Raw genomic sequence first — 22,559 nt, 5'->3', positions numbered from 1 at the left:
CACCAAACGCAACGATGCGAAGTGAATGCCGGGCCGTTTACACAAGAAATGGCCAAAAGGCCTGATCGCTCCTTTGAACTCTAGCAGTGCGCCTGCCATTCATTCGCCCATCCAGCCGTTTGTTCAGCCCTGAGACAGGCGCAAACGATGAGGCGCAGCAGGCGGCATTCTTGAGCGCTGCGCGAGGCCGGTGCTACCATGCGCAACCGCCAGTATCGGCAAGGAATCACCTGGTTTATGAGCACTATCCGCGAGCGCAATAAAGAACTGATCCTGCGTGCCGCCAGTGAAGAGTTTGCCGACAAGGGCTTCGCTGCGACCAAAACCAGTGACATCGCGGCCAAGGCGGGGTTGCCCAAGCCCAACGTCTACTACTACTTCAAATCCAAGGAAAATCTCTACCGCGAGGTCCTTGAAAGCATCATCGAGCCGATTCTCCAGGCCTCGACGCCGTTCAACGCCGACGGTGTGCCCAGCGAAGTGCTCAGCGGCTACATTCGCTCGAAGATTCGCATCTCCCGCGACCTGCCGTTCGCGTCCAAGGTGTTTGCCAGCGAGATCATGCACGGAGCACCGCACTTGAGCGCCGACCTGGTCGAACAGCTCAACGCCCAGGCCAAGCACAACATCGACTGCATCCAGACCTGGATCGATCGAGGCCAGATCGCCCCGATCGAGCCCAACCACCTGATGTTCAGCATCTGGGCCGCGACCCAGACCTACGCCGACTTCGACTGGCAGATCTCCGCCGTCACCGGCAAGGCCAAGCTGGATGAAAGCGACTACGAAGCCGCGGCGCAAACCATCATTCGGTTGGTGCTCAAGGGCTGCGAGCCGGACAGGTAGACCGCAGCGAGCCCATTCGCGAGCAAGCCCGCTCCCACATTGGATCTCGGTCGTTAAGGTAATTCCCTGTGGGAGCGGGCTTGCTCGCGAAGGGGGCAACTCGGTTTCGGATCAAATCCATATCGCATCCCACAATGGATAATCGCCCAGCCGCTTGACCAGTCCCGCCCGCAATGGGTTGGCGACAACATACCGAGCGACTTTCACCAGGCTTTCCTCATGCCGCAGCGCGTGATCATGAAAGCTCTGCTGCCAAAGACTGCCCGATTTTCCAGTCGCTGAATTGATTGAGCGAGTGCTCAAGGATTTCGTCTGACACATCAATTGCCCCAACGATCCTCGGTGCAATTGAATCAACCAGTGAAAATGATCAGGCATGACTACCCAGGCCAAGGAATCGGAAAAACCTTGTTCCTGTGCTTGCTTGAACTGGTGTACGACCATCCTGCCTAAGGTGTAATCCCTGAAAACAGGCTCACGGTTAAGTGTATTTGCCGTCAGCAGATAGATCCGGTTTTGCTCTGCATAGCGGCCGATGCGCAAGCGATGTGAGGCAGACAGTTCTGGCATTCCCTTGCCCCCTCCATGATCAAGTCATAAGGAAGGCTAGACCCGTGAATGCTTGAGGATGGGGCAGACTTTTAGCTGGATGTGTCTGAAAGATTGCTTTCGCGAGCAAGCCCGCTCCCACACTTGATCTGTGGTGTTCACACATTTTGTGTCCACCGACGGTCCAATGTGGGAAGGGCCGGGCGACGTTCGCTTGCTCGCGAAGGCGATGGTTCAGGCGCTGAAGATCAAGCCGTCACACCCGCATCCGCCTGCAACCCCTGCTCTTCGATGGCGCTGATCGCGCATTGCTCGTCGATGTCCGAGGTGTCGCCGCTGATGCCGATGGCCCCCAGCACAACCCCGTCCTGATCACGAATCAGCACCCCGCCCGGCGCGGGTACCACGCTGCCCTGCCCCAGGCTGTTCAACGCGGCGATAAACGCCGGGCGCTGTTGCGCGTCCAGTGCCAATAGCCGCGAGCCCTTGCCCAGCGCGATCGCGCCCCAGGCTTTGCCGATGGCGATTTGTGGACGAAGCAGGCTCGCGCCGTCTTCGCGTTGCAGGCTCAACAAATGCCCGCCCGCATCGAGTACTGCAATGGTCAGCGGTGCCGCGGCGATCTTGCGCCCTGCAACGATAGCCCGATTGGTCAGGCTGACTGCGACTTTCAAGGTTAAAGCGCTCATGGGTGCCGTCCTTATCTTGTTATGGGAAAGCCATTGGGCTTCTGTTTGTTGAGAAACCCGATGCGACAAATAGAACACAATGAATTATTTTTTTGTATACAATAATTCTCGAAAAGCAGCTCATGCGACGAAACGCCACAGTGTTTATGGCCCTCCGACGAATGAAACAGCCGCTTGAGAAAATGGATTGACCTGCGCCGTCCGCCGTGAATACACTCTGCGCAAAGCCACTTGTATACAATTACAAAACGTAAAGAGGCACAAAACCATGAGCAAAATGAGAGCAATCGAAGCCGCCGTTCTGGTGATGCGCCGTGAAGGGGTTGATACCGCTTTTGGCATTCCGGGCGCTGCAATCAACCCGCTGTACTCCGCCCTGCAAAAGGTCGGCGGCATCGATCACGTCCTCGCTCGCCACGTTGAAGGCGCCTCGCACATGGCCGAGGGTTACACCCGCACCAAGGCTGGCAACATCGGCGTGTGCATCGGCACCTCCGGCCCTGCCGGTACCGACATGGTCACCGGGCTCTACAGCGCCTCGGCCGACTCGATCCCGATTCTTTGCATCACCGGTCAAGCACCCCGTGCCCGTATGCACAAGGAAGACTTCCAGGCCGTCGATATCACCAGCATCGTCAAACCGGTGACCAAATGGGCGACCACCGTTCTGGAACCGGGCCAAGTGCCTTACGCGTTCCAGAAAGCCTTCTATGAAATGCGCTCCGGCCGTCCTGGCCCGGTACTGATCGACCTGCCGTTCGACGTGCAGATGGCCGAAATCGAATTCGACATCGACGCCTACGAACCACTGCCATTGGCCAAGCCCGCGGCAACCCGCAAGCAGGTCGAGAAAGCCCTGGCCATGCTCGATCAGGCTGAACGTCCATTGCTGGTAGCCGGCGGCGGCATCATCAACGCCGATGCCAGCGACCTGTTGGTGGAATTCGCCGAGCTGACCGGTATTCCGGTTATCCCGACCCTGATGGGTTGGGGCACGATCCCGGACGATCACCCGCTGATGGTCGGCATGGTTGGCCTGCAGACTTCGCACCGCTACGGCAACGCGACGATGCTCAAATCCGACGTGGTGCTGGGCGTGGGTAACCGTTGGGCCAACCGTCATACCGGTTCGGTCGAGGTGTACACCGAAGGCCGCAAATTCATTCACGTCGACATTGAGCCGACCCAGATCGGCCGCGTATTCACCCCGGACCAGGGCATCGTTTCCGACGCCGGCCTGGCGCTGAAAATGTTTATCGAAGTGGCCCGCGAGTGGAAAGCCGCCGGCAAACTGAAGGATCGCAGCGCCTGGTTGCAAGACTGCCAGCATCGCAAGGCCAGCCTGCACCGCAAGACTCACTTCGACAACGTGCCGGTCAAACCGCAGCGCGTGTATGAAGAGATGAACCAGGTGTTCGGCAAAGACACCTGCTACGTCAGCACCATCGGTCTGTCGCAGATTGCCGGCGCGCAGTTCCTGCACGTCTACAAACCGCGTCACTGGATCAACTGCGGTCAGGCCGGCCCTCTGGGCTGGACCATTCCGGCAGCGCTGGGCGTGGTCAAGGCTGATCCGAGCCGCAAGGTCGTGGCACTCTCGGGCGACTACGACTTCCAGTTCATGATCGAAGAACTGGCGGTGGGCGCGCAGTTCAAACTGCCGTACATCCACGTTGTGGTGAACAACTCGTACCTGGGTCTGATCCGTCAGGCGCAGCGCGGTTTCGACATGGATTACTGCGTGCAGCTGTCCTTCGACAACCTCAACGCACCGGAACTCAACGGTTACGGGGTTGACCACGTAGCGGTTGCCGAAGGCCTGGGTTGCAAGGCGTTGCGCGTATTTGAGCCGGCGGGCATCGCCCCTGCCCTGCGCAAGGCCGAGGAGCTGATCGAGGAGTTCAAGGTTCCGGTGATCGTCGAGATCATCCTGGAGCGCGTGACCAACATTTCCATGGGCACCGAGATCAACGCCGTCAACGAATTCGAGGACCTGGCGCTGGTCGGCGCCGACGCACCGACGGCGATTTCGTTGCTCGACTGATGATCGTTCCCACGCTCTGCGTGGGAATGCAGCCCGGGACGCTCCGCGTCCCAACTGCGGACGCTGAGCGTCCAATGAGGCATTCCCACGCAGAGCGTGGGAACGAGAACTTTAACGGGAGACCACCATGCCGCGTTTCGCAGCCAACCTGTCCATGCTGTTTACCGAGCAGGATTTTCTTGCCCGCTTTGAAGCGGCCGCCAAAGCCGGCTTCAGTGGGGTCGAATACCTGTTCCCGTACGACTTCAGCTCCGCCGATCTCAAGGCTCAACTGGATGCCAACGGTCTGACCCAAGTGCTGTTCAACCTGCCGGCCGGTGACTGGGCCAAGGGTGAACGCGGGATCGCCTGCCACCCGGATCGTGTGGAAGAGTTCCGCGCCGGCGTCGATCTGGCGATCGCGTATGCACAGGTTCTGGGCAACACCCAAGTCAACTGCCTGGCCGGTATCCGCCCACAAGGCGTCGACGATGCCACCGTGGAAAAGACCTTTGTCGCCAACCTCAAATATGCCGCCGACAAGCTGCAAGCGGTGGGCATCAAACTGGTGATGGAAGCGATCAATACCCGCGACATCCCGGGCTTCTACCTGAACAACACCGCCCAGGCACTGTCGATTCGCGAACAAGTGGGCAGCGCCAACCTGTTCCTGCAGTACGACATCTACCACATGCAAATCATGGAGGGTGACCTGGCCCGCACCATGGCCACGCACCTGGCCGAGATCAACCACATTCAACTGGCCGACAATCCGGGCCGCAACGAGCCGGGCACCGGTGAAATCAACTACCGCTTCCTGTTCGAACACCTGGACCGAATCGGCTACCAGGGCTGGATCGGCTGTGAATACAAGCCGCTGACCACCACTGAAGCGGGCCTTGGCTGGTTGAAAACCCATAACGCAATCTGACGCAGTTCCTGTGGGAGCGGGCTTGTGTGGCGAGGGGGCTTGCCCCCGTTCGGCTGCGAAGCAGCCGTAAAACCAACACCAGCGTTCCTCCTGAATCACCGCGAAAACAGTTTTGGGGCCGCTTCGCGACCCAACGGGGGCAAGCCCCCTCGCCACAAAAAGCTCATTGGCCTTGGCATTGTGAGCAACACAAAAAAAGAGGATTTTCTCATGGCTAAAATCGGATTTATCGGCACCGGCATCATGGGCCACCCAATGGCGTTGAACCTGCAGAAAGCCGGTCACAGCCTGTTCCTGTCGGCGCACCACGACGCTGCTCCGGCTGACCTGGTTGCCGCTGGCGCGGTCGCTCTGGCGAGCCCGAAAGAAGTCGCTCAGGAAGCCGAATTCATCATCATCATGGTGCCGGATACCCCACAAGTCGATGACGTGCTGTTCCGTGCCGATGGCGTCGCCGCCGGTGTCGGCAAAGGCAAAGTGGTCATCGACATGAGCTCAATCTCGCCGACCGCGACCAAAGCCTTCGCGGCGAAGATCAACGAGAAAGGCGCGCAATACCTCGACGCCCCGGTGTCCGGTGGTGAAGTCGGCGCCAAAGCCGCGACCCTGAGCATCATGGTCGGTGGCGACAGCGATGCGTTCGAACGCGCGCTGCCGCTGTTCCAGAGCATGGGCAAGAACATCACCCTGGTCGGCGGCAATGGCGACGGTCAAACCGCCAAAGTGGCGAACCAGATCATCGTGGCGCTGAACATCCAGGCCGTGGCCGAAGCCTTGCTGTTCGCCTCGAAGAACGGTGCCGATCCTGCCAAGGTGCGTGAAGCGCTGATGGGCGGTTTCGCCTCCTCGAAGATCCTTGAAGTACACGGCGAGCGCATGATCAAAGGCACCTTCGATCCAGGCTTCCGCATCAGCCTGCATCAGAAGGACCTCAACCTGGCGTTGGCCGGTGCTCGCGAATTGGGCATCAACCTGCCCAACACCGCAGGCACCCAGCAAGTGTTCAGTACCTGCGCGGCCCTCGGCGGAAGCAACTGGGACCACTCGGCGCTGATCAAGGGCTTGGAACACATGGCGAACTTCTCGATTCGCGATAAGTAAAACTACTGCGCTCGGCAATACTGCGTTGAAAACAGGTTCGTAATGCTCATTGACTAACGTCAACTCCGCTTACTCACCTGTTTTCGCCTTGTCTTGCCTTCGCTCGCTACGTTTTACAAAGCTCTAAACCAAAACAATAAGATTGGGAGCCCGCCATGTCGGTCGATCCGCAACAATTCCTGCGCGAGCTGTTTGCCACAGCCATCGACGCGGCCCATCCGCAGCATGTCCTTGAAGCCCACTTACCGAAAGATCGCAGCGGTCGGGTGATCGTCATTGGTGCCGGCAAAGCCGCCGCGGCCATGGCCCAGGTGGTCGAGCGCTGCTGGCAGGGTGAAGTGTCTGGCCTGGTGGTCACCCGCTACGGTCACGGCGCCCCTTGCGAAAAAATCGAAGTGGTCGAAGCCGCCCACCCAGTGCCTGATGCAGCCGGTCTGGCCGTGGCCAAACGGGTGCTGGAACTGGTCAGTAACCTGAGCGAAGACGACCGGGTGATCTTCCTGCTGTCGGGTGGTGGTTCGGCGTTGCTGGCCCTGCCCGCAGCCGGCATCACTCTGGCCGACAAACAGGCGATCAACAAAGCCCTGCTCAAATCCGGCGCGACCATCGGCGAAATGAACTGCGTGCGCAAACACCTCTCGGCGATCAAGGGCGGCCGCCTCGGTAAAGCCTGCTGGCCAGCGACGGTTTATACCTACGCGATTTCCGATGTCCCGGGCGACCTCGCCACGGTGATTGCTTCCGGCCCGACCGTCGCCGATCCGAGTACCTCGGCTGAAGCCTTGGCGACCCTCAAGCGCTATGCCATCGAGGTTCCGGCGTCGGTACGCAGCTGGTTGCAAAGCCCCGAATCGGAGACGGTAAAACCTGGCGACCCGAGCCTTGCTCGCAGCCATTTCCAGTTGATCGCCCGACCACAGCAATCCCTGGAAGCGGCAGCGGTGAAAGCCCGCCAGGCCGGTTTCAGCCCGTTGATCCTCGGCGATCTGGAAGGCGAATCCCGCGAAGTGGCGAAAGTCCACGCTGGCATCGCCCGCCAAGTGCTACTGCACGGTCAGCCGTTGGCGGCGCCGTGCGTAATTCTCTCCGGTGGCGAAACCACCGTCACCGTGCGCGGCAATGGCCGTGGCGGACGCAACGCCGAGTTCCTGCTCAGCCTGACCGATAGCCTCAAAGGCCTGCCCGGCGTCTACGCGCTGGCCGGTGATACCGATGGCATCGACGGCTCCGAAGACAACGCCGGCGCAATCATGACCCCGGACAGCTACACCCGCGCCACGGCTCTCGGTCTGAGCGCCAGCGACGAGTTGGACAACAACAATGGCTATGGCTATTTCGCAGCGCTCGACGGTCTGATCGTCACCGAGCCGACGCGCACCAACGTCAACGACTTCCGCGCCATCCTGATCCTCGAGAGCCCTGAACATGACGCCTGATAAGAAGGTCAAAATCCTCGCCACCCTCGGCCCCGCCACTGACGGGATCGATGACATCCGCGAGCTAGTGCAAGCCGGGGTGAATATCTTTCGCCTGAACTTCAGCCACGGCGATCACGCCGACCACGCCCAGCGCTACCAGTGGATCCGCGAAGTCGAGCGCCAACTCAATTACCCGCTGGGCATTCTGATGGACCTGCAAGGCCCGAAACTGCGGGTCGGCAAGTTTGCCGAGGGCAAGGTGCAACTGGTACGTGGTCAGGCCCTGCGCCTGGACCTCGATGCCACGCCGGGTAACGAACGCCGGGTCAACCTGCCGCACCCGGAAATCATCGCCGCGCTGGAACCCGGCATGGACCTGTTGCTGGACGACGGCAAACTGCGTTTGCGGGTGGTGACCAAGTACGCCGATGCCATCGACACCACAGTGCTCAATGGCGGCGAGTTGTCGGACCGCAAAGGCGTCAACGTGCCACAAGCGGTGCTCGACCTCAGCCCGCTGACCGCCAAGGATCGTCGCGACCTGAATTTCGGTCTGGAATTGGGTGTCGATTGGGTCGCGCTGTCATTTGTGCAGCGTCCTGAAGACATTCGTGAGGCACGCGCGCTGATCGGCAACAAAGCCTTTTTGATGGCGAAAATCGAAAAGCCGTCGGCCGTTGAACAGCTACGCGAAATCGCCGAACTGAGCGACGCAATCATGGTTGCCCGTGGCGACCTGGGTGTGGAAGTGCCGGCCGAGAGCGTGCCGCAGATCCAGAAAGACATCATCAGCACCTGCCGCCAGCTCGGCAAACCGGTGGTGGTGGCGACCCAGATGCTCGAGTCGATGCGCTTCTCCCCGGCGCCGACCCGTGCCGAAGTAACCGACGTCGCCAACGCCGTGGCCGAAGGGGCTGACGCGGTAATGCTGTCGGCGGAAACTGCCTCGGGCGATTACCCGCTCGAAGCGGTGCAGATGATGAGCAAGATCATCCGCCAGGTCGAAAGCGGCCCGGATTACCAGGCGCAACTGGATGTCAGCCGGCCAAAAGCCGAAGCCACGACCTCGGACGCCATCAGCTGTGCGATCCGTCGGATCAGCAACATCCTGCCGGTGGCGGTGCTGGTGAACTACAGCGAGTCCGGCAGTTCGAGTTTGCGTGCGGCGCGGGAGCGGCCAGCGGTGCCGATCCTCAACCTGACGCCGAACCTGCAAACCGCTCGGCGCTTGAGCGTGACGTGGGGCGTGCACTCGGTGGTCAACGATCGTTTGCGGCAGGTCGACGAGGTGTGCTCCACCGCGCTGGAAATCGCCCAGGCGCAAGGCATGGCCAAGCGTGGTGATACGTTGTTGATCACTGCGGGTGTGCCTTTCGGTCAGCCGGGATCAACGAACTCGTTGCGTATAGAGACGTTGATTTAGCGAACAGCTTTTGTGGCGAGGGGGCTTGCCCCCGTTCGGCTGCGCAGCAGTCGTAAGTCCGGTAAACCGGGTTCGACTGACAAAATGTGTTATCCGATTTGGGGCCGCTTCGCAGCCTGACGGGGGCAAGCCCCCTCGCCACAGGGTTTTGTGCAAGTCCCTGGTATTTATCAGCATGCCCTCACACCACTTCAACACCCACTGCCCCGATTGGGCCACTGCTCTGCTCAACGGCTTCAGTCAGATTTTCCTCCAGCGCCATCCGCTGTGCGGCCTGCTGTGCCTGTTGGCCATCCTGTTTAGCGCTCCGACGTTGCTCGGCGGCGCCCTGTTGGGTGGCGTGGCCGGCTTGCTCACTGCGCAACGTCGCGGCTACGCCAAGGCTGATCGCCAAGCCGGACTCTTCAGCTACAACGGGGTCTTGCTCGGCCTCTTGCTGAGCCTGCAGTTCAGTTGGTCGGCCATGCTGCCGCCACTGATCCTCGCCAGCGGTGGCCTGAGTGCGATCGTCACCCAGCAATGGCTCAAGCGCGCACGCGACCAGCATTTTCTGCCCGCCTACACCGCACCTTTCGTGGGACTGGGCTGGATACTGCTGAGCGTTGCTGCCCCGGCTCACTCGACACCTGCGCCACGTCCAGAACTCGATGCCCTGGGCCTGCTCGGCGCCGAGTTCAAAGGCCTGGGCCAAGTCATCTTCCTCGACCATCCTTTGGCAGGTGTGCTGATCGTCGTCGGGCTACTGCTTGCCAACCGCCGCGCCGCGCTCTGGGCACTGCTGGGTTCCGCCGCGGGTCTGCTCTGCGCCGTGTGGCTGAACGAGACACCCGACGCATTGCTCGGCCTTTATGGCTACAACCCGGCGCTGGCTGCCCTCGCCTTCAGCCAGCAACCCCGCCAACCCTGGCTGCCGCTGCTGGGTATTGCACTGGCGATCCTCCTCACACCGGCGTTCGCTGCCGTGGGGTTGGCGACCTTGACCGCGCCGTTCATTCTCGCCTGCTGGTTGCTGCGTTCGGGTATTCGCCTGCTGCGCCAGGCAACTACAGACAGTGCGCCTTGCCAAACCTCGGAGAATCGACCTAGGCTGCGCTGATTTATGGTCAAGGCGATTTGAATGGACAGCAACGACACGTGGCGTAAACGCCTGTACGTGATGATTTTCCAGACCGACACGGTGGCCGGGCGGCGCTTCGACAAAACACTGCTGCTGATCATCCTTGCCAGCCTGGTGGTGGTGATCCTCGACAGCATCGATGATGTTCATCAAAGCTTCGCCAACACCCTGGCGTACATCGAGTGGGGCTTTACCCTGATCTTCCTGGTCGAGTACCTGTTGCGCTTGTACTGTTCGCCCAGGCCGCTGCGTTACGCCTTCAGTTTTTACGGGCTGGTGGATTTGCTGGCGATTGTTCCAGGCATCCTTGCGCTGTATTACAGCGACGCGCAGTACCTGCTGATCATCCGAATCATCCGTATGCTGCGGATCTTTCGCGTGCTCAAACTGCTCCCCTACCTGAAGCAGGCCCATTACCTGCTCGACGCCCTGCGCGGCAGCAAACAGAAAATCATCGTATTCCTGCTCAGCGTCTGCACGCTGGTAACGGTGTTCGGCACGCTGATGTATGTGGTCGAAGGCCCGGAGCATGGCTTTACCAGCATTCCCAAAGGGATCTATTGGGCTATCGTCACCCTGACCACCGTCGGCTACGGCGACATCGTGCCCAGGACTGCGCTTGGGCAGGTTATCTCGGCGATGGTGATGGTCACGGGTTACTCGATCATCGCTGTCCCCACCGGGATTTTTACCGCCGAACTGGCCAACGCCATGCGCGGCGAACAGCAGCAACACGACTGCCCGGTGTGCAGCAAAAATCAGCATGAACACAGCGCGGCATTCTGCTCACGCTGCGGCAATGCGTTGTTCAAGAAAATAGAATAAGCAAAGTACTTTTTAATCTTTAAAGGGATATGTAGCCCCGGCTATAGTCGACGGCAAATTGCCTTCATCTCGAACAAAAGGAATGTGCAGTGAAAAAGATCTTTGGCGCCTCACTTCTGGCCGCTGGCCTGACCCTCGCGAGCGTGGCCCAGGCCGCACCGACCCTGCTCAACGTGTCCTACGACGTGATGCGCGATTTCTACAAGGACTACAACACTGCCTTCCAGAAACACTGGCAAGCCGAGCACAACGAAAACATCACCCTGCAGATGTCCTTCGGCGGCTCCAGCAAACAGGCTCGTTCAGTGATCGATGGCCTGCCGGCTGACGTCATCACCATGAACATGGCCACCGACATCAACGCGTTGGTCGACAACGGCAAACTGGTCCCGGACAACTGGGTAACTCGCCTGCCGGACCACAGTGCGCCGTTCACTTCCGCCACCGTGTTTATCGTGCGCAAGGGCAACCCGAAAGCCCTGAAAGACTGGCCGGACCTGCTCAAGGACGGTGTGCAAGTGATCGTGCCCAACCCGAAAACCTCGGGCAACGGCCGCTACACCTATTTGTCGGCGTGGGGTTATGTGCTGAAAAACGGCGGTGACGAGAACAAGGCCAAGGCCTTCGTCGGCAAACTGTTCAAACAAGCCCCGGTACTCGACACCGGTGGCCGCGCAGCCACCACCACCTTCATGACCAATCAGATCGGCGATGTGCTGGTGACCTTCGAGAACGAAGCGGAAATGATCGCCCGCGAGTTCGGTCGCGACCAGTTCGAAGTCATCTACCCAAGCGTCTCTGCCGAGGCCGAGCCGCCGGTGAGCGTGGTCGACAAAGTTGTCGACAAAAAAGGCACCCGCGCTGCCGCCGAGGAATACCTGAACTACCTGTGGTCCCCGGAAGGCCAGGAAATCGCCGCCGCCAACTACCTGCGTCCGCGTGACCCGGCCGTTTTGGCCAAGCACACCGACCGCTTCCCGAAAGTCGACTTCCTGTCGGTGGAGAAAACCTTCGGTGACTGGCGCACCGTGCAGAAAACCCACTTCAACGATGGTGGGGTTTTCGACCAGATTTACAGCGGGCAATAAGCGCTGGATCAGCAATGAAAAAGGCGACCTTAGTAGTCGCCTTTTTCATACCCGCCGGTAACTCACATCGGCGGCGCCACGCCATCCTTGCCAGCCGAAATCGATTGCGCCGTCAGGGTGCCGTCGGCGCTTTGGGTGGCGAACAACACGACCTTGACCCCGACTTTGAGCAGGCTGCGGTCAGCCGGTGTCAGGTTGACGATCGGCACGTCTTCCGGCACCAGGATGGTCTGCTGGCCCCCCTTGTAATTGACGGTCAGGATTCGGCCATTGTTGACCACCAGATCGCCGACGATGCCATTGGTCATGCTGCTGCCCTTGACCAGATCGAACGGACGGTGGCCGTCGCCGGTGCCAGCCATTTCGGGTGGGAACACATGCACTTCCAGCGCCTTGAGCGTGCCATCGTCTTGCGGTATTGCCGCTGAGCCAATGTAGCTGCCGGGCTTGATGTCTTCGATGTTGGCCGGGGTTACAGCGCGAACCTGGGTGTCCTTGGTCAACTGGATGATCACGTTCTCGCCCGTGTTGGCATGCACCTTCAAGACCTCTTCGGACACCCCGGTGACTTCACCGCGCACGCCGATGCGCATACCCGGTGCCTCCTCGGCCAGAGCAGCCGTGGCGATCAGCACGCTGCCCAGGGAAATCAGGCCAATGTTGCGTATCAGGCTACCAAACATCGTTTTCATGGGACCTGTTTCCACTGATGAGACGTTGAAAATGACTGATACCAAAGGGCTTAACCGCCCACACAAATCATAGGCGTTACGGTGCAAGATGAAAGTTTGCGGGCAACGTCCCCTTGACCGTCTTGCAACGCTCTCTAACAGCCACTGCAAGACGCAATTAGGCGCACCAACGAAAAAGGCCGGTCAATGACCGGCCTGTGGCGCTAGCACTACGAATCAGTTCACCTCAAGCTTGTCGCGATTCTTGTCCAGAATCGCCTTGCCGATGCCCTTGACCTCCAACAACTCATCCACCGATGCAAACGGTCCATTACTCTCACGATATGCAACAATCGCCTTGGCCTTGGCCTCACCTACTCCGGCGAGTTCCCGCTGCAGTGTCGTTGCATCCGCCGTATTGAGATCGACTTTTGCAGCCTCCCCGGACGGTGCGACCTGTACTGCCAATGGCGCGCTTACAGCCTCCGTGTTTGTCGCTGGCGCAGCGATAGCGGCAATAGAGGCGCTGGTCAGCAGGGCAAAAACCAGAGAGTAGAAATAGCCTGTACGCATAAGTGACGCTCCATGACATCGATAGGAAAGAAGCAGCTTTTCCGAAGCTGCCTCCCAAACCTAGGTCATGCTGTGAGCCTGTCAAAAATGTATCAGTTACAGGGTGTGTAACAATCAGGGTTCGAGACGGCGTTGCTGGTAGATCCAGTCGACGATCTCACCGTCGGGCGAGTAGCCACTGACAGTTTCGCGTAACAACTGACGAACCCGTGAGTAGTCATCCCGCTCGACAGCGCCGAGCAGCTCGGTCAGCCGCGCCTTGAGCACGTCCCAAGGCAGATGGTCTTCATTGGCACTCATGATCATTGGGTGCTGAGTCGCTGCGACGTTGTCACCAATCAACAACTCCTCGTAAAGCTTCTCGCCAGGGCGCAGGCCCGTAAATTCGATGGCGATGTCGCCTTGAGGATTCCTCTCCGAGCGCACACTCAAGCCGGACAGGTGAATCATTTTTTCCGCCAGCTCGACAATCTTCACCGGCTCACCCATGTCCAATACGAACACGTCACCACCCTGCCCCATCGAGCCCGCTTGAATCACTAGCTGAGCTGCCTCGGGAATGGTCATGAAGTAACGCGTGATCTTCGGATGAGTCACCGTCAACGGCCCACCCGACTTGATCTGGCTATGGAACAACGGGATCACCGAACCGGAAGAGCCCAGCACATTACCAAAGCGCACCATCGTGAACCGGGTCTTGTTGACACGCGATACATTGGCCTTGTCGCCCAGCAGTACCGGCGCAATCTCACGACTAAGCGCCTGCAGTGTCAATTCGGCCAAGCGCTTGGTACTGCCCATCACATTGGTCGGACGCACGGCTTTGTCGGTGGAGATCAGCACAAAGTTGGCAACACCTGATTGCAAGGCGGCTTGTGCGGTATTGAGCGTACCCATCACATTGTTCAACACGCCTTCGGCGATATTGTGCTCGACCATCGGCACATGCTTATAGGCCGCTGCGTGGTAAACCGTTTCCACTTTCCAGGTTTTCATCACGTCCAGAAGCTTGTCCTGATGCCGGATAGAACCGAGGATAGGCAGCAGGCGAACAGACAGGGATTCACGACTGGCTCGTTTCTCCAACTCGGAAAGAATGCTGTAAAGATTGAACTCGCTGTGTTCAAACAGGATTAGCGTCGTAGGACCAAGAGAAAAAATCTGCCGGCAAAGCTCCGCACCGATAGAACCGCCCGCACCGGTCACCATGACCGTTTTGCGCTTGATACAACGCTCCAGCAAATCAGGCTGAGCCGGTACCGAGTCACGCCCCAGCAAGTCGGCAATATCGACCTCCTGGATGTCCTCGACCTTCACCCGCCCACTGGCCAGGTCAGTGAAATTCGGAACGCTGCGAATGTGAAGCGGAAAGCCTTCCAGGAGATTCAGAATCTCCCTACGTCGTGCTCGCGTGGATGACGGCAGCGCCAGAAGAATTTCCTGCGCGCCGGTGACATCGATCATCTGCTGAATATGCTTGGGCTTATAGACCTGCAGGCCTGAAATAGAGCGATCCGCGATACTCGCGTCGTCATCGATGAAGGCCACAGGACGCATTACCCGCCCCATGCGAAGCGCCGCGACGAGCTGGTTGCCAGCGACACCCGCGCCGTAGATGGCGACCTTGGTCAAACCATCGTCGCGATTGGTGAACGGCACATGCTGAGCAGCGGTAAACCAGTCGCCCATGAAATATTGACGCATGCACAGGCGTAAGCCGCCGATGATGACCAGGCTCAGCCACCAGTAGTTGAAGATGATGGAGCGCGGAACCACAGTTTGGTGATTGCTGTACCAATAGACAACGACTGCCAGGATCAGTGACGAGAGGCTTACGGCCTTGACGATGGCTATGAGGGCGTCGTTGCCGAAGTAGCGCATGACGGCACGGTACATGCCGAAGCGGATGAACAGAGGGATGGCGACGACAGGAGCACAGGCGAATAGCCAGAAGTGGACCTTGAAGGGGTTGTACATATCGTCAATGCCCAGACGCACGATAAAAGCCAGCCACAGTGCAACCCACACCAAAACCACATCGCTTACGACCTGAATCAGTCGCTTATTCCGACGTGACAGCCCTACTAAATAGACTCTTACCTTATCCATAACCCCTTCAGACACCTCTGCCCGCTCCTTCAACCGACTACCGTAATGTGGTGAGATCTACCGACGAAACGTTGTAACTTTAAACCTAAATGGTGAAAGCGTTACTCAGTTCTTCGACGAAGGGTTTTCGAGTTCACCTGCGTGAAACTTAACGGCTAGGGCAACCAATGGCACATAAGCCAAAATCGCTCCGATGGCACCGTCCAGGCCATAACGTGTCACGCAAAGAGCAATCGGCAAAAGCCAGAACAGATTGATCGCTCCAACCGCCAGAGTCACAGGTAGATGTTTGCCAAAACGGCGCGAGGCAAACTGGTAAGCATGACTGCGATGGGCCTCATAGACTTTGTCCCCCCTGAGCAAGCGACGCAACAGGGTAACCGTCGCATCGACAATAAATACACCCAGCAGAATCAACCATACCCAAAGCAGCGACGGCAATACCCAGGCCGCCTGAAGCGAAAGCCCCCCAAGCATGATACCGAGAAATCCGCTTCCAGCGTCTCCCATAAAAATTCTGGCAGGCGGAAAATTCCAGCAAAAGAAACCTGCAACTGAAACGGCTAGCAGTAACGGAGCCCAAATCAAACTCTCCAGGCCAGAAATCCAATACAACAAACAGGCCCCCAGACAGACACAAATAGCTTCCAAACTGGCAATGCCATCGATGCCGTCCATGAAGTTGTAAAGATTGAGCAACCACACCAGATAAAAAGCCGCCAGAGCATGGCCGAACCAACCCACGTCAAAAGTGACACCAAACAGACTCACGGCAGGCAAACCGCCGAGCCAAAGCAATAACCACACAGCAGCGGCAAAATGCCCCAACAAGCGCCAGCGCGCGGCGATGTGTCCATGGTCATCCATAAATCCGATGACCGCAATCACTGCGCCCGCACCAGCGATGGCCAAGAAGACGACCAAAGGAATCAACCCCACGGAGAACAAAAGCCCCAACGCCAAAAGAAAAGCCATGACAATGGCGACCCCACCGCCACGAGGCGTAGGAACCGAGTGGGAACTTCGTGCATTGGGGACGTCCATCAAGCTTCGGGACAAAGCATAGTTGCGCAGTTGCGCAGTCAGGAAAAAGGAAACGCCGGCAATCACCGGAATGAACCACCAGTAACTCATGATTTTCGAGAATCCAGAAAGCTCTGTGCCGTGAGACTTAAGCCATGATCAAGGCTGACAGGAGGAGTCCAACCCAATAGTTGTTGATTTTTGCCGAGATCGACCTGCAAATTGCCAAAAAGGCGCTGAGCAAGCGCCCGCTTGCCCAGCATTGCGGCCACTCCACTCATTAACCAAACGGGTACAGGCAACAGACGTGCAGATTTCCCCAGGGACGTGGCAAGCTTACGCAACAGTTCAGTAGTAGAAACATCCTCGCCGTCACTCGCCAGAAATGTCTGATTTGCCGCTGCCGGGTGATCGAGACAGGTCACAATGAGATCGACAAGATTATCCAGAGAAATCAGGCTGCGCCGATTCTGAACAGCGCCAAAGGGCAATGGTATACCTTTATAAAGCCAGCGCATCATGCTCAGAAAGTTGGCCTTGACGCCCGGGCCATAGACCAACACAGGTCGGATAATCACTACATCCATGGCCGTCGCAGCTGAGAGCTCGCGCAGCCCCTGCTCAGCCTCAAACTTGGAGATACCATAGGGATCAATAGGAGCCGGAAGCTCATCAGCAGTGAAGGCCTCGCCAGGACGAGTGAACTCGCCATTGACCTTGATCGAACTGATAAAAACAAAGCGTTTTACACCTGCTGCTGCTGCTTGACGAGCAAGATTCAAGGTGCCATTGACGTTAACGGCACGAAAGACCGACAGGGGATCAGCCACGGTCTCTTTCATCACATGCACACGTGCAGCGGTGTGCACCACAATGTCAATATTAACAAGCGCTAGATGCCAATCGGTAACCTCATTCAGGTCGGTCGTCGGCAGTAAGCGTACATCAGGAGGGAGAGTAACACCTAGATCTCTGACGGGGGCAGTTAGAGAATACTCTCTGGCCTTAGCCAAGTGTTTTATTAAAGCCCCCCCCAGAAAACCAGAGCCTCCCGTGACGAGGATAGATACAGAGCTCATATCAGTGACTCTTTAATATAAAATACGCATCAGCGACAATGATATTATCCACACACATAGACAATATCTCCCGACGGATCTAATCCAGGTAATCATTCCGTCATACCGCCCCGAAAATCTCAAAAGCCTCATAAAGGAGAAGGAGCCAATATAGGCTCCGCACAAAAACACTATTCACACTTCCCTATCATAATAAACTACGATAAAGATCAGCATACGAACTAACCATTGAATCGACAGAGAAAACTTTTTCGCAACGAGCGGCCGCAGATCGGCCCATATTCTCAGCAAGCGTCGGGTTTTCCCAAAGTGTTCTCATAGCTTCTGCAAGAGCTTCAGAATCATGCGGCGAAATGACCAAACCAGTTTCATCCGAAATATTGATATAGGTAGTCCCCGTACCAATTTCACAAGAAATCATGGGCTTGCCGTACATTGCGCCCTCAAGCAGTGAGATCCCAAATGCTTCTGAGCGCAGATGTGAGGGGAAAACCAATGCATAGCAAAGGTTCAGCAATGCACATTTATCATCGTCAGGCAAACCACCCAGGAAATAAACATTGTTAATTCCTAATCGCCTAGCATGCTCTTTTAACTCGAACTCAAGCGGACCAGCCCCAAGAATAGCAACCGGGTATTTAGTTTCCTGGGCTGCGTCAAGCAAAAAATTCAGCCCTTTATAATAACGCAACGCTCCAACAAACAGAAAAAAACGCTCACCGAGCTGAGAGCGCCAGTATTTTAGCTTCTCAGCTGAAGGTTCAGGATAAGTACCCTTGTCAAGACCAAAAGGAATAACACTCACTTTACTCTTGAACGCCTTCAAGACTGAGCTACTTTCAACATAATTTGGAGAGGATGCGACAATACTATCAACATCATTAAGAAAGCGCCGCATTAGTGGCTGATAAAACTTTAACAAAACTCTTTGTTTAACAATATCCGAGTGATACGTTACCACCGTCGGTTTCTTTACCCGAGAAGCAAAATGCACTATATCCATGTAAGGCCAAGGAAAGTGATAATGAATCAAATCTGCTTCTTCGGCCAGTTGTGCAAAGTCTTTAAAGGCTGAAATCGAAAACCCGGTAGACGCTATCTGAAAATCCAGCTTCGAACGATGACTCAGATGGTTGGCAACTTTCACCCCCCGCGCCGAGCCGCCTTGACTCAGATACAAAACCTCTGACTGGATACCGTACTTGATGCAACCTTCGGCCAGTTGAAAGATTACCTGCTCTATCCCACCCAACGTCTCGGGATAGTAGGTCTTAAAAAAATGCAGAACCTTGATCATCAGCTTCCAAAGACCTTGTAATGGTTAATGGACCCATTCGCCCAGCGTAAACTTTTAGCATCAACCATATCATAGATCACGCCTGCTAGTAACGCGGACGCTCTCGATACTTCCCCCCCGAAAGCACCACTGCAAATCGCCCTCAATGATACTCGAAATAAAAGGTAGCATTCCAGGCGAGCCGGCTAAACGGTAGACCTCTATACCTTAGCAATAGCAGCTATCCGGCGACCCTTGAAAAAATTCATTCCAAGCAGCTGGAGTGATTTATAAGCCCCCCCCTAAAATGACCATTTCATAGATTAACTATTTGCTGCTAAGGCAATACCACGTACCCGGCAAGACATTCTCCAGATAAACTTAAGCCCCTTTCACGTACATCAGAACCCAAGTCATCTTATTTACGCTACTATATAGACCCCTCACAACAAGCAGAGGGGTCCCCCACAACACAACAAAATCTAGATAATTAAAATAATCCTATACAAAAAAAACACTAACTAAATCAAGAAAAACCGCCTCATTAAAAACCACGAACCTCGGCGCTACTGACGCTTCTTGCAAGCCATCAAGCACGACCCACCCCTCTTGCTCTCCTTTTACAGACAGTAATAGCGTAATAGTTTTCGCCCCTATTAACATATCAACTCTACCCTTGGCACCGAAAACAACACGACGTCCCAGGACAAAATTTATCTGCTGACTATTGACTTCAACTGACTGCCGACCATCTTTCTTGTGATACTTTTTTTTGTTTTTCTTACCCGTAGTCTCTGTTTCTTTAGGGTTTAAAGGACCAATTAAAAACCCAAAACCTTCGAGCGGAATAACCCACTTTTTGATTTGCTCATAAAGGTTTGTGACAGTAGGAAGAGCCCCCACAGTCGCCTTATTCGCACTAGAAACATCAACCATTCTAGATTCCCGTGCATCCTTCAATACTTCAACCAACTCCATTCCATCGCTCACTTTTATACCACTCCCTTTTGTCCTATACCGCCATGGCATCGTGCCTACACTTCTATGCTAGCATCATCTTACTATTAACAAGAGACCTGGTTACAAAAAAAATTTACGAGCCCGCATGCCCTCTGATGACCGCCCTCAGAAAATATTTCTTTGTATACAAGACCACCTCGCGAGCGTACATCGTGTCTTGAGAGAAACAATCTCTCTATCGGAGCATGGGAGGTTTGGCATTACCAGGATCAGGCGCAGAATGTTTTAACTGGGTAACTCACCTACCAAGCCGAAACTGCCATAGTGAACGCGAACAATAATCTCCGCCCGTTCCCCACACACAGAAATTAAAAGTCAATGTGATACGCAGTGAGCCACTCCTTGATGGTCGACTACCTCTTAACATGGTAATTAAAGGCTTTTAGACGCTTCTCTAGTTCTATTCCGCAGGAATGCCAATCACCTCTTGATATCAGCGCCGTATTTCAATACCGCTAATGAATCCGCCTTCGACATGAACTATGTGCGTGTGCCATGGAGAACATGGCAATACCCAGCGAGTGATCGAATTCAAGGGGAGACCGGCTAACTTCACTATCTCTTTAGTGAGTTACCAACAGCATCACTCTCACCCGGGACCTGTTGCGTCGAGTGATTGCTGCCGGTTATACACCGACTCAGCGCGGCCTCTTCACTCAGACTAAACCGGATGTGTTGAGGGGTCGTCCAGGTACCATTTAGCTAGTAACTCTTGCAAGAAGCACATCAGAAGCCCCTAGAGTCGGTATATATATCCCTACGATCAACTCCGTTGATACTTAAACCAGAGCAAGAATGATGACTTGATGAACTTGATGAACTTGATGAACTTGATGAACTTGATAGAATTGAACTGTATGTAAAGAGAGCGTATAGCATTATGCCGCCCTTCAATTGCAGCATCCTTTTGCCTCAACACCATTTCTAGATGAGCTACCGCTTTATGCTGCCCTTCAATTGCAGCATCCTTTTGCCCCAACACCATTTCTAGATGAGCTACCGCTTTACGCTCCTCCTGCATCTGATGTCGAAGATCAACTATCTCAACTTCACGCTTATCAAACTCGCGCCTTAAATTCGGCTTAAGTATTTCTATACTACGCTGCCCCTGAGACAACATAGCCAGTATATTTTTCGGGGTGTCAATTTGCATAAACATACCCACCCCCCCCTTAAACTTATTATCTACCAAGTGAGCAATGTATTTTGAGAGCCATTGCCCATCATTCAAGTAAGCATATGAGAAAAAATAATGTGTCAAAAGCCAGGTTATAAGCCCGCTTCTACGCGTACGCGATCTCTCTGATAAAACTTTTTTTAGTGCATCAAGCCCCCCAATTTCAGACAAACCGGAGAAATGGGAATTCCCAACAATGAAAATAGGTTTATTCCACAATAGTGCCTGATAACACAAACCAGAGCTTATACATATCATACCGTCAACAAGCGGAAGAAGAAATTGCGAGGGAGCATGATAATCTGCAGTTATCTCATCATAGAGGAAATTTTTATAAGTAGCGCGCAAATAACCCAATGTAGCTTCGTTCAGAGTGGCATCATCAGGGTGCTGGGTAACAACAACACCAATGTCCGCAGGGACCTTATCCAAAACAAAAGTCAGATACTCAAACTGCCCGGGGAAATCTGTAGCGCTGTAAAAATTATAATGTCCGCTTGACTGGAGCGGCAACAACACTAGAGATTCGAAACGATCTCGATAGCCATTAGCCATATTTATCAATGGGTTTTTTTCAAGAGTCGACTTAATGAATATTTCATCGAGACTCGCCACAAACTCATCACTTGCCTTGGTATTAGAAATTGCTAGAAGATCATCAGTACATTTCCCAAGTATACTATTGATGTTAATTCCTACCGGATCAAAGCAGGTCATTTCATCAGGCCATGGCTCACGACAATACATCGCATCACGATACATCATCAACGCATCAGGAAAGAGATTTTCAAGAAATGGAGCAGGGCTAATTGAAAAAACAATGTCAGGAATAAAGCCTGCTAATTTCTCTCTTATAAGATCTGACATCGCATCTAGATCCTGATGGCTATATTTTTTTTCAAGCCAACTCACTAGCGCTTTACGGACATCAGGAAAAATACGCTTTAACTCTTGCTGAGAAACTATAACTTTATCCGCAGTACAGTTTATATAGTTATCCCACATAGGCGCGCAATCATCACCAATTAAATAGACGACCTGCAGTTGACCTGAGCTTTGGGACGCTAGAGAATTAATAACATTACCAAACCACCAGATATAATCCTGCTTCCCGCCAGGCTTTGCGCCCTCAATCCAAGGTTCAATGTAAACTAAAAGCCGACTAAGCCCCACCACGCCCCTCCCCTAAAATCATTTACCGAATTTTACTTTAATATTTCTGAGCACTTATGAAAGCAAACTTCTTCAACCACTTTTTGATCACAAGATTTATGCGTACCTATGCAATTCATAGCGCCTATTTAAACAGCAATAATTTTTAGCTTTTAACTTGCATAAAATAAGACAATTAACTTCATCTTGAACTCCGCCTACCATTACAATCCGTACCATTCAATGAAAGCACCGTATAAGCCTGGTTTCCACACCCTGAATGAATTGCTGGAGATAAGCGGCCACCATGCCAACGATGAATACTTCGATCGTTTAAAGCATCCACAGAAACTCTTACACTCTCCAGAAAGATTGGAGACGTACTAAAAAACGAAAAAAAATGAACAGATTAGCGGAGACTAAAAAGTCTTAGTACTCGCAGAGAAAGAAAAAACAGTATCACACGCTA

Annotated in this window: 19 protein-coding genes; 9 read left to right on the top strand and 10 right to left on the bottom strand. The window is 54.9% G+C overall.

Annotated elements, in window-relative coordinates; translation table 11 throughout:
• Window positions 1-237 precede the first annotated feature (237 nt).
• Entirely contained in the window at window positions 238-846 is a 609-nt protein-coding gene (locus KRR23_RS12130) for a TetR/AcrR family transcriptional regulator (RefSeq protein WP_103319032.1), read from the top strand.
• 111 nt (window positions 847-957) lie between these two features.
• Here the strand turns inward: KRR23_RS12130 and KRR23_RS12125 are convergent, their stop codons facing one another.
• On the bottom strand, window positions 958-1,416 hold the full coding sequence (locus KRR23_RS12125; RefSeq protein ID WP_216742680.1) for a transposase: 459 nt from the start codon (window positions 1,414-1,416) through the stop codon (window positions 958-960).
• 227 nt (window positions 1,417-1,643) lie between these two features.
• The gene (locus KRR23_RS12120) at window positions 1,644-2,084 is read right to left on the bottom strand and encodes a heme-binding protein (RefSeq protein WP_216742679.1); all 441 of its coding nucleotides are present in this window, start codon (window positions 2,082-2,084) and stop codon (window positions 1,644-1,646) included.
• 268 nt (window positions 2,085-2,352) lie between these two features.
• Between KRR23_RS12120 and gcl the strand changes: the two genes are divergently transcribed.
• From gcl to KRR23_RS12080, 8 genes are all read left to right on the top strand, one after another.
• Window positions 2,353-4,128: a glyoxylate carboligase gene (gcl, locus tag KRR23_RS12115; RefSeq protein ID WP_216742678.1), complete on the top strand. Its 1,776-nt coding sequence runs from the start codon at window positions 2,353-2,355 to the stop codon at window positions 4,126-4,128.
• A 127-nt stretch (window positions 4,129-4,255) separates the two neighbouring features.
• A complete protein-coding gene (hyi, locus tag KRR23_RS12110) occupies window positions 4,256-5,038 on the top strand; it encodes a hydroxypyruvate isomerase (RefSeq protein WP_216742677.1) in 783 nt (260 codons plus the stop codon).
• Window positions 5,039-5,248: 210 nt separating this feature from the next.
• Window positions 5,249-6,139 carry a 2-hydroxy-3-oxopropionate reductase gene (locus tag KRR23_RS12105; RefSeq protein ID WP_103315860.1) on the top strand — a complete coding sequence of 297 codons (891 nt, stop codon included), beginning with the start codon at window positions 5,249-5,251 and terminating at the stop codon, window positions 6,137-6,139.
• 155 nt (window positions 6,140-6,294) lie between these two features.
• Complete coding sequence (locus tag KRR23_RS12100; RefSeq protein WP_216742676.1) at window positions 6,295-7,575, top strand: glycerate kinase; 1,281 nt, start codon at window positions 6,295-6,297, stop codon at window positions 7,573-7,575.
• Window positions 7,565-8,980 (top strand): pyruvate kinase, encoded by a 1,416-nt coding sequence (gene pyk, locus KRR23_RS12095; protein WP_216742675.1) that lies wholly within the window; start codon window positions 7,565-7,567, stop codon window positions 8,978-8,980. The genes KRR23_RS12100 and pyk overlap by 11 nt, the downstream gene beginning before the upstream one ends.
• Before the next feature lie 175 nt (window positions 8,981-9,155).
• Window positions 9,156-10,076 (top strand): urea transporter, encoded by a 921-nt coding sequence (locus KRR23_RS12090; protein ID WP_216742674.1) that lies wholly within the window; start codon window positions 9,156-9,158, stop codon window positions 10,074-10,076.
• Between the two features lie 21 nt (window positions 10,077-10,097).
• Window positions 10,098-10,922, top strand: coding sequence for an ion transporter (locus KRR23_RS12085; protein ID WP_216742673.1), 825 nt, complete (start codon window positions 10,098-10,100; stop codon window positions 10,920-10,922).
• A gap of 89 nt (window positions 10,923-11,011) precedes the next feature.
• Window positions 11,012-12,010, top strand: a complete 999-nt coding sequence (locus tag KRR23_RS12080) for a sulfate ABC transporter substrate-binding protein (protein WP_216742672.1) — start codon at window positions 11,012-11,014, stop codon at window positions 12,008-12,010.
• A gap of 62 nt (window positions 12,011-12,072) precedes the next feature.
• Here the strand turns inward: KRR23_RS12080 and KRR23_RS12075 are convergent, their stop codons facing one another.
• From KRR23_RS12075 to KRR23_RS29400, 8 genes are all read right to left on the bottom strand, one after another.
• Window positions 12,073-12,702 (bottom strand): DUF5666 domain-containing protein, encoded by a 630-nt coding sequence (locus tag KRR23_RS12075; protein WP_216742671.1) that lies wholly within the window; start codon window positions 12,700-12,702, stop codon window positions 12,073-12,075.
• A 216-nt stretch (window positions 12,703-12,918) separates the two neighbouring features.
• Entirely contained in the window at window positions 12,919-13,254 is a 336-nt protein-coding gene (locus KRR23_RS12070) for a helix-hairpin-helix domain-containing protein (RefSeq protein WP_216742670.1), read from the bottom strand.
• 114 nt (window positions 13,255-13,368) lie between these two features.
• Window positions 13,369-15,363 (bottom strand): nucleoside-diphosphate sugar epimerase/dehydratase, encoded by a 1,995-nt coding sequence (locus KRR23_RS12065; RefSeq protein ID WP_216742669.1) that lies wholly within the window; start codon window positions 15,361-15,363, stop codon window positions 13,369-13,371.
• 105 nt (window positions 15,364-15,468) lie between these two features.
• Entirely contained in the window at window positions 15,469-16,497 is a 1,029-nt protein-coding gene (locus KRR23_RS12060; RefSeq protein ID WP_216742668.1) for a glycosyltransferase family 4 protein, read from the bottom strand.
• A complete protein-coding gene (locus KRR23_RS12055; protein ID WP_216742667.1) occupies window positions 16,494-17,465 on the bottom strand; it encodes an SDR family oxidoreductase in 972 nt (323 codons plus the stop codon). Before KRR23_RS12055 ends, KRR23_RS12060 begins: the two co-directional genes overlap by 4 nt.
• A 187-nt stretch (window positions 17,466-17,652) precedes the next feature.
• Window positions 17,653-18,759: a glycosyltransferase family 4 protein gene (locus tag KRR23_RS12050; protein ID WP_216742704.1), complete on the bottom strand. Its 1,107-nt coding sequence runs from the start codon at window positions 18,757-18,759 to the stop codon at window positions 17,653-17,655.
• Between the two features lie 483 nt (window positions 18,760-19,242).
• A complete protein-coding gene (locus KRR23_RS12045) occupies window positions 19,243-19,731 on the bottom strand; it encodes a hypothetical protein (protein ID WP_216742666.1) in 489 nt (162 codons plus the stop codon).
• A gap of 793 nt (window positions 19,732-20,524) precedes the next feature.
• Window positions 20,525-22,114 (bottom strand): capsular biosynthesis protein, encoded by a 1,590-nt coding sequence (locus KRR23_RS29400; protein WP_216742665.1) that lies wholly within the window; start codon window positions 22,112-22,114, stop codon window positions 20,525-20,527.
• Window positions 22,115-22,559 lie beyond the last annotated feature (445 nt).

It is taken from the genome of Pseudomonas sp. CVAP#3 (assembly GCF_018986375.1).
Classification (GTDB): domain Bacteria; phylum Pseudomonadota; class Gammaproteobacteria; order Pseudomonadales; family Pseudomonadaceae; genus Aquipseudomonas; species Aquipseudomonas helvetica.
Note: the sequence above shows the minus strand (reverse complement) of the source record. Positions and strands in the feature narration are given on the sequence as shown.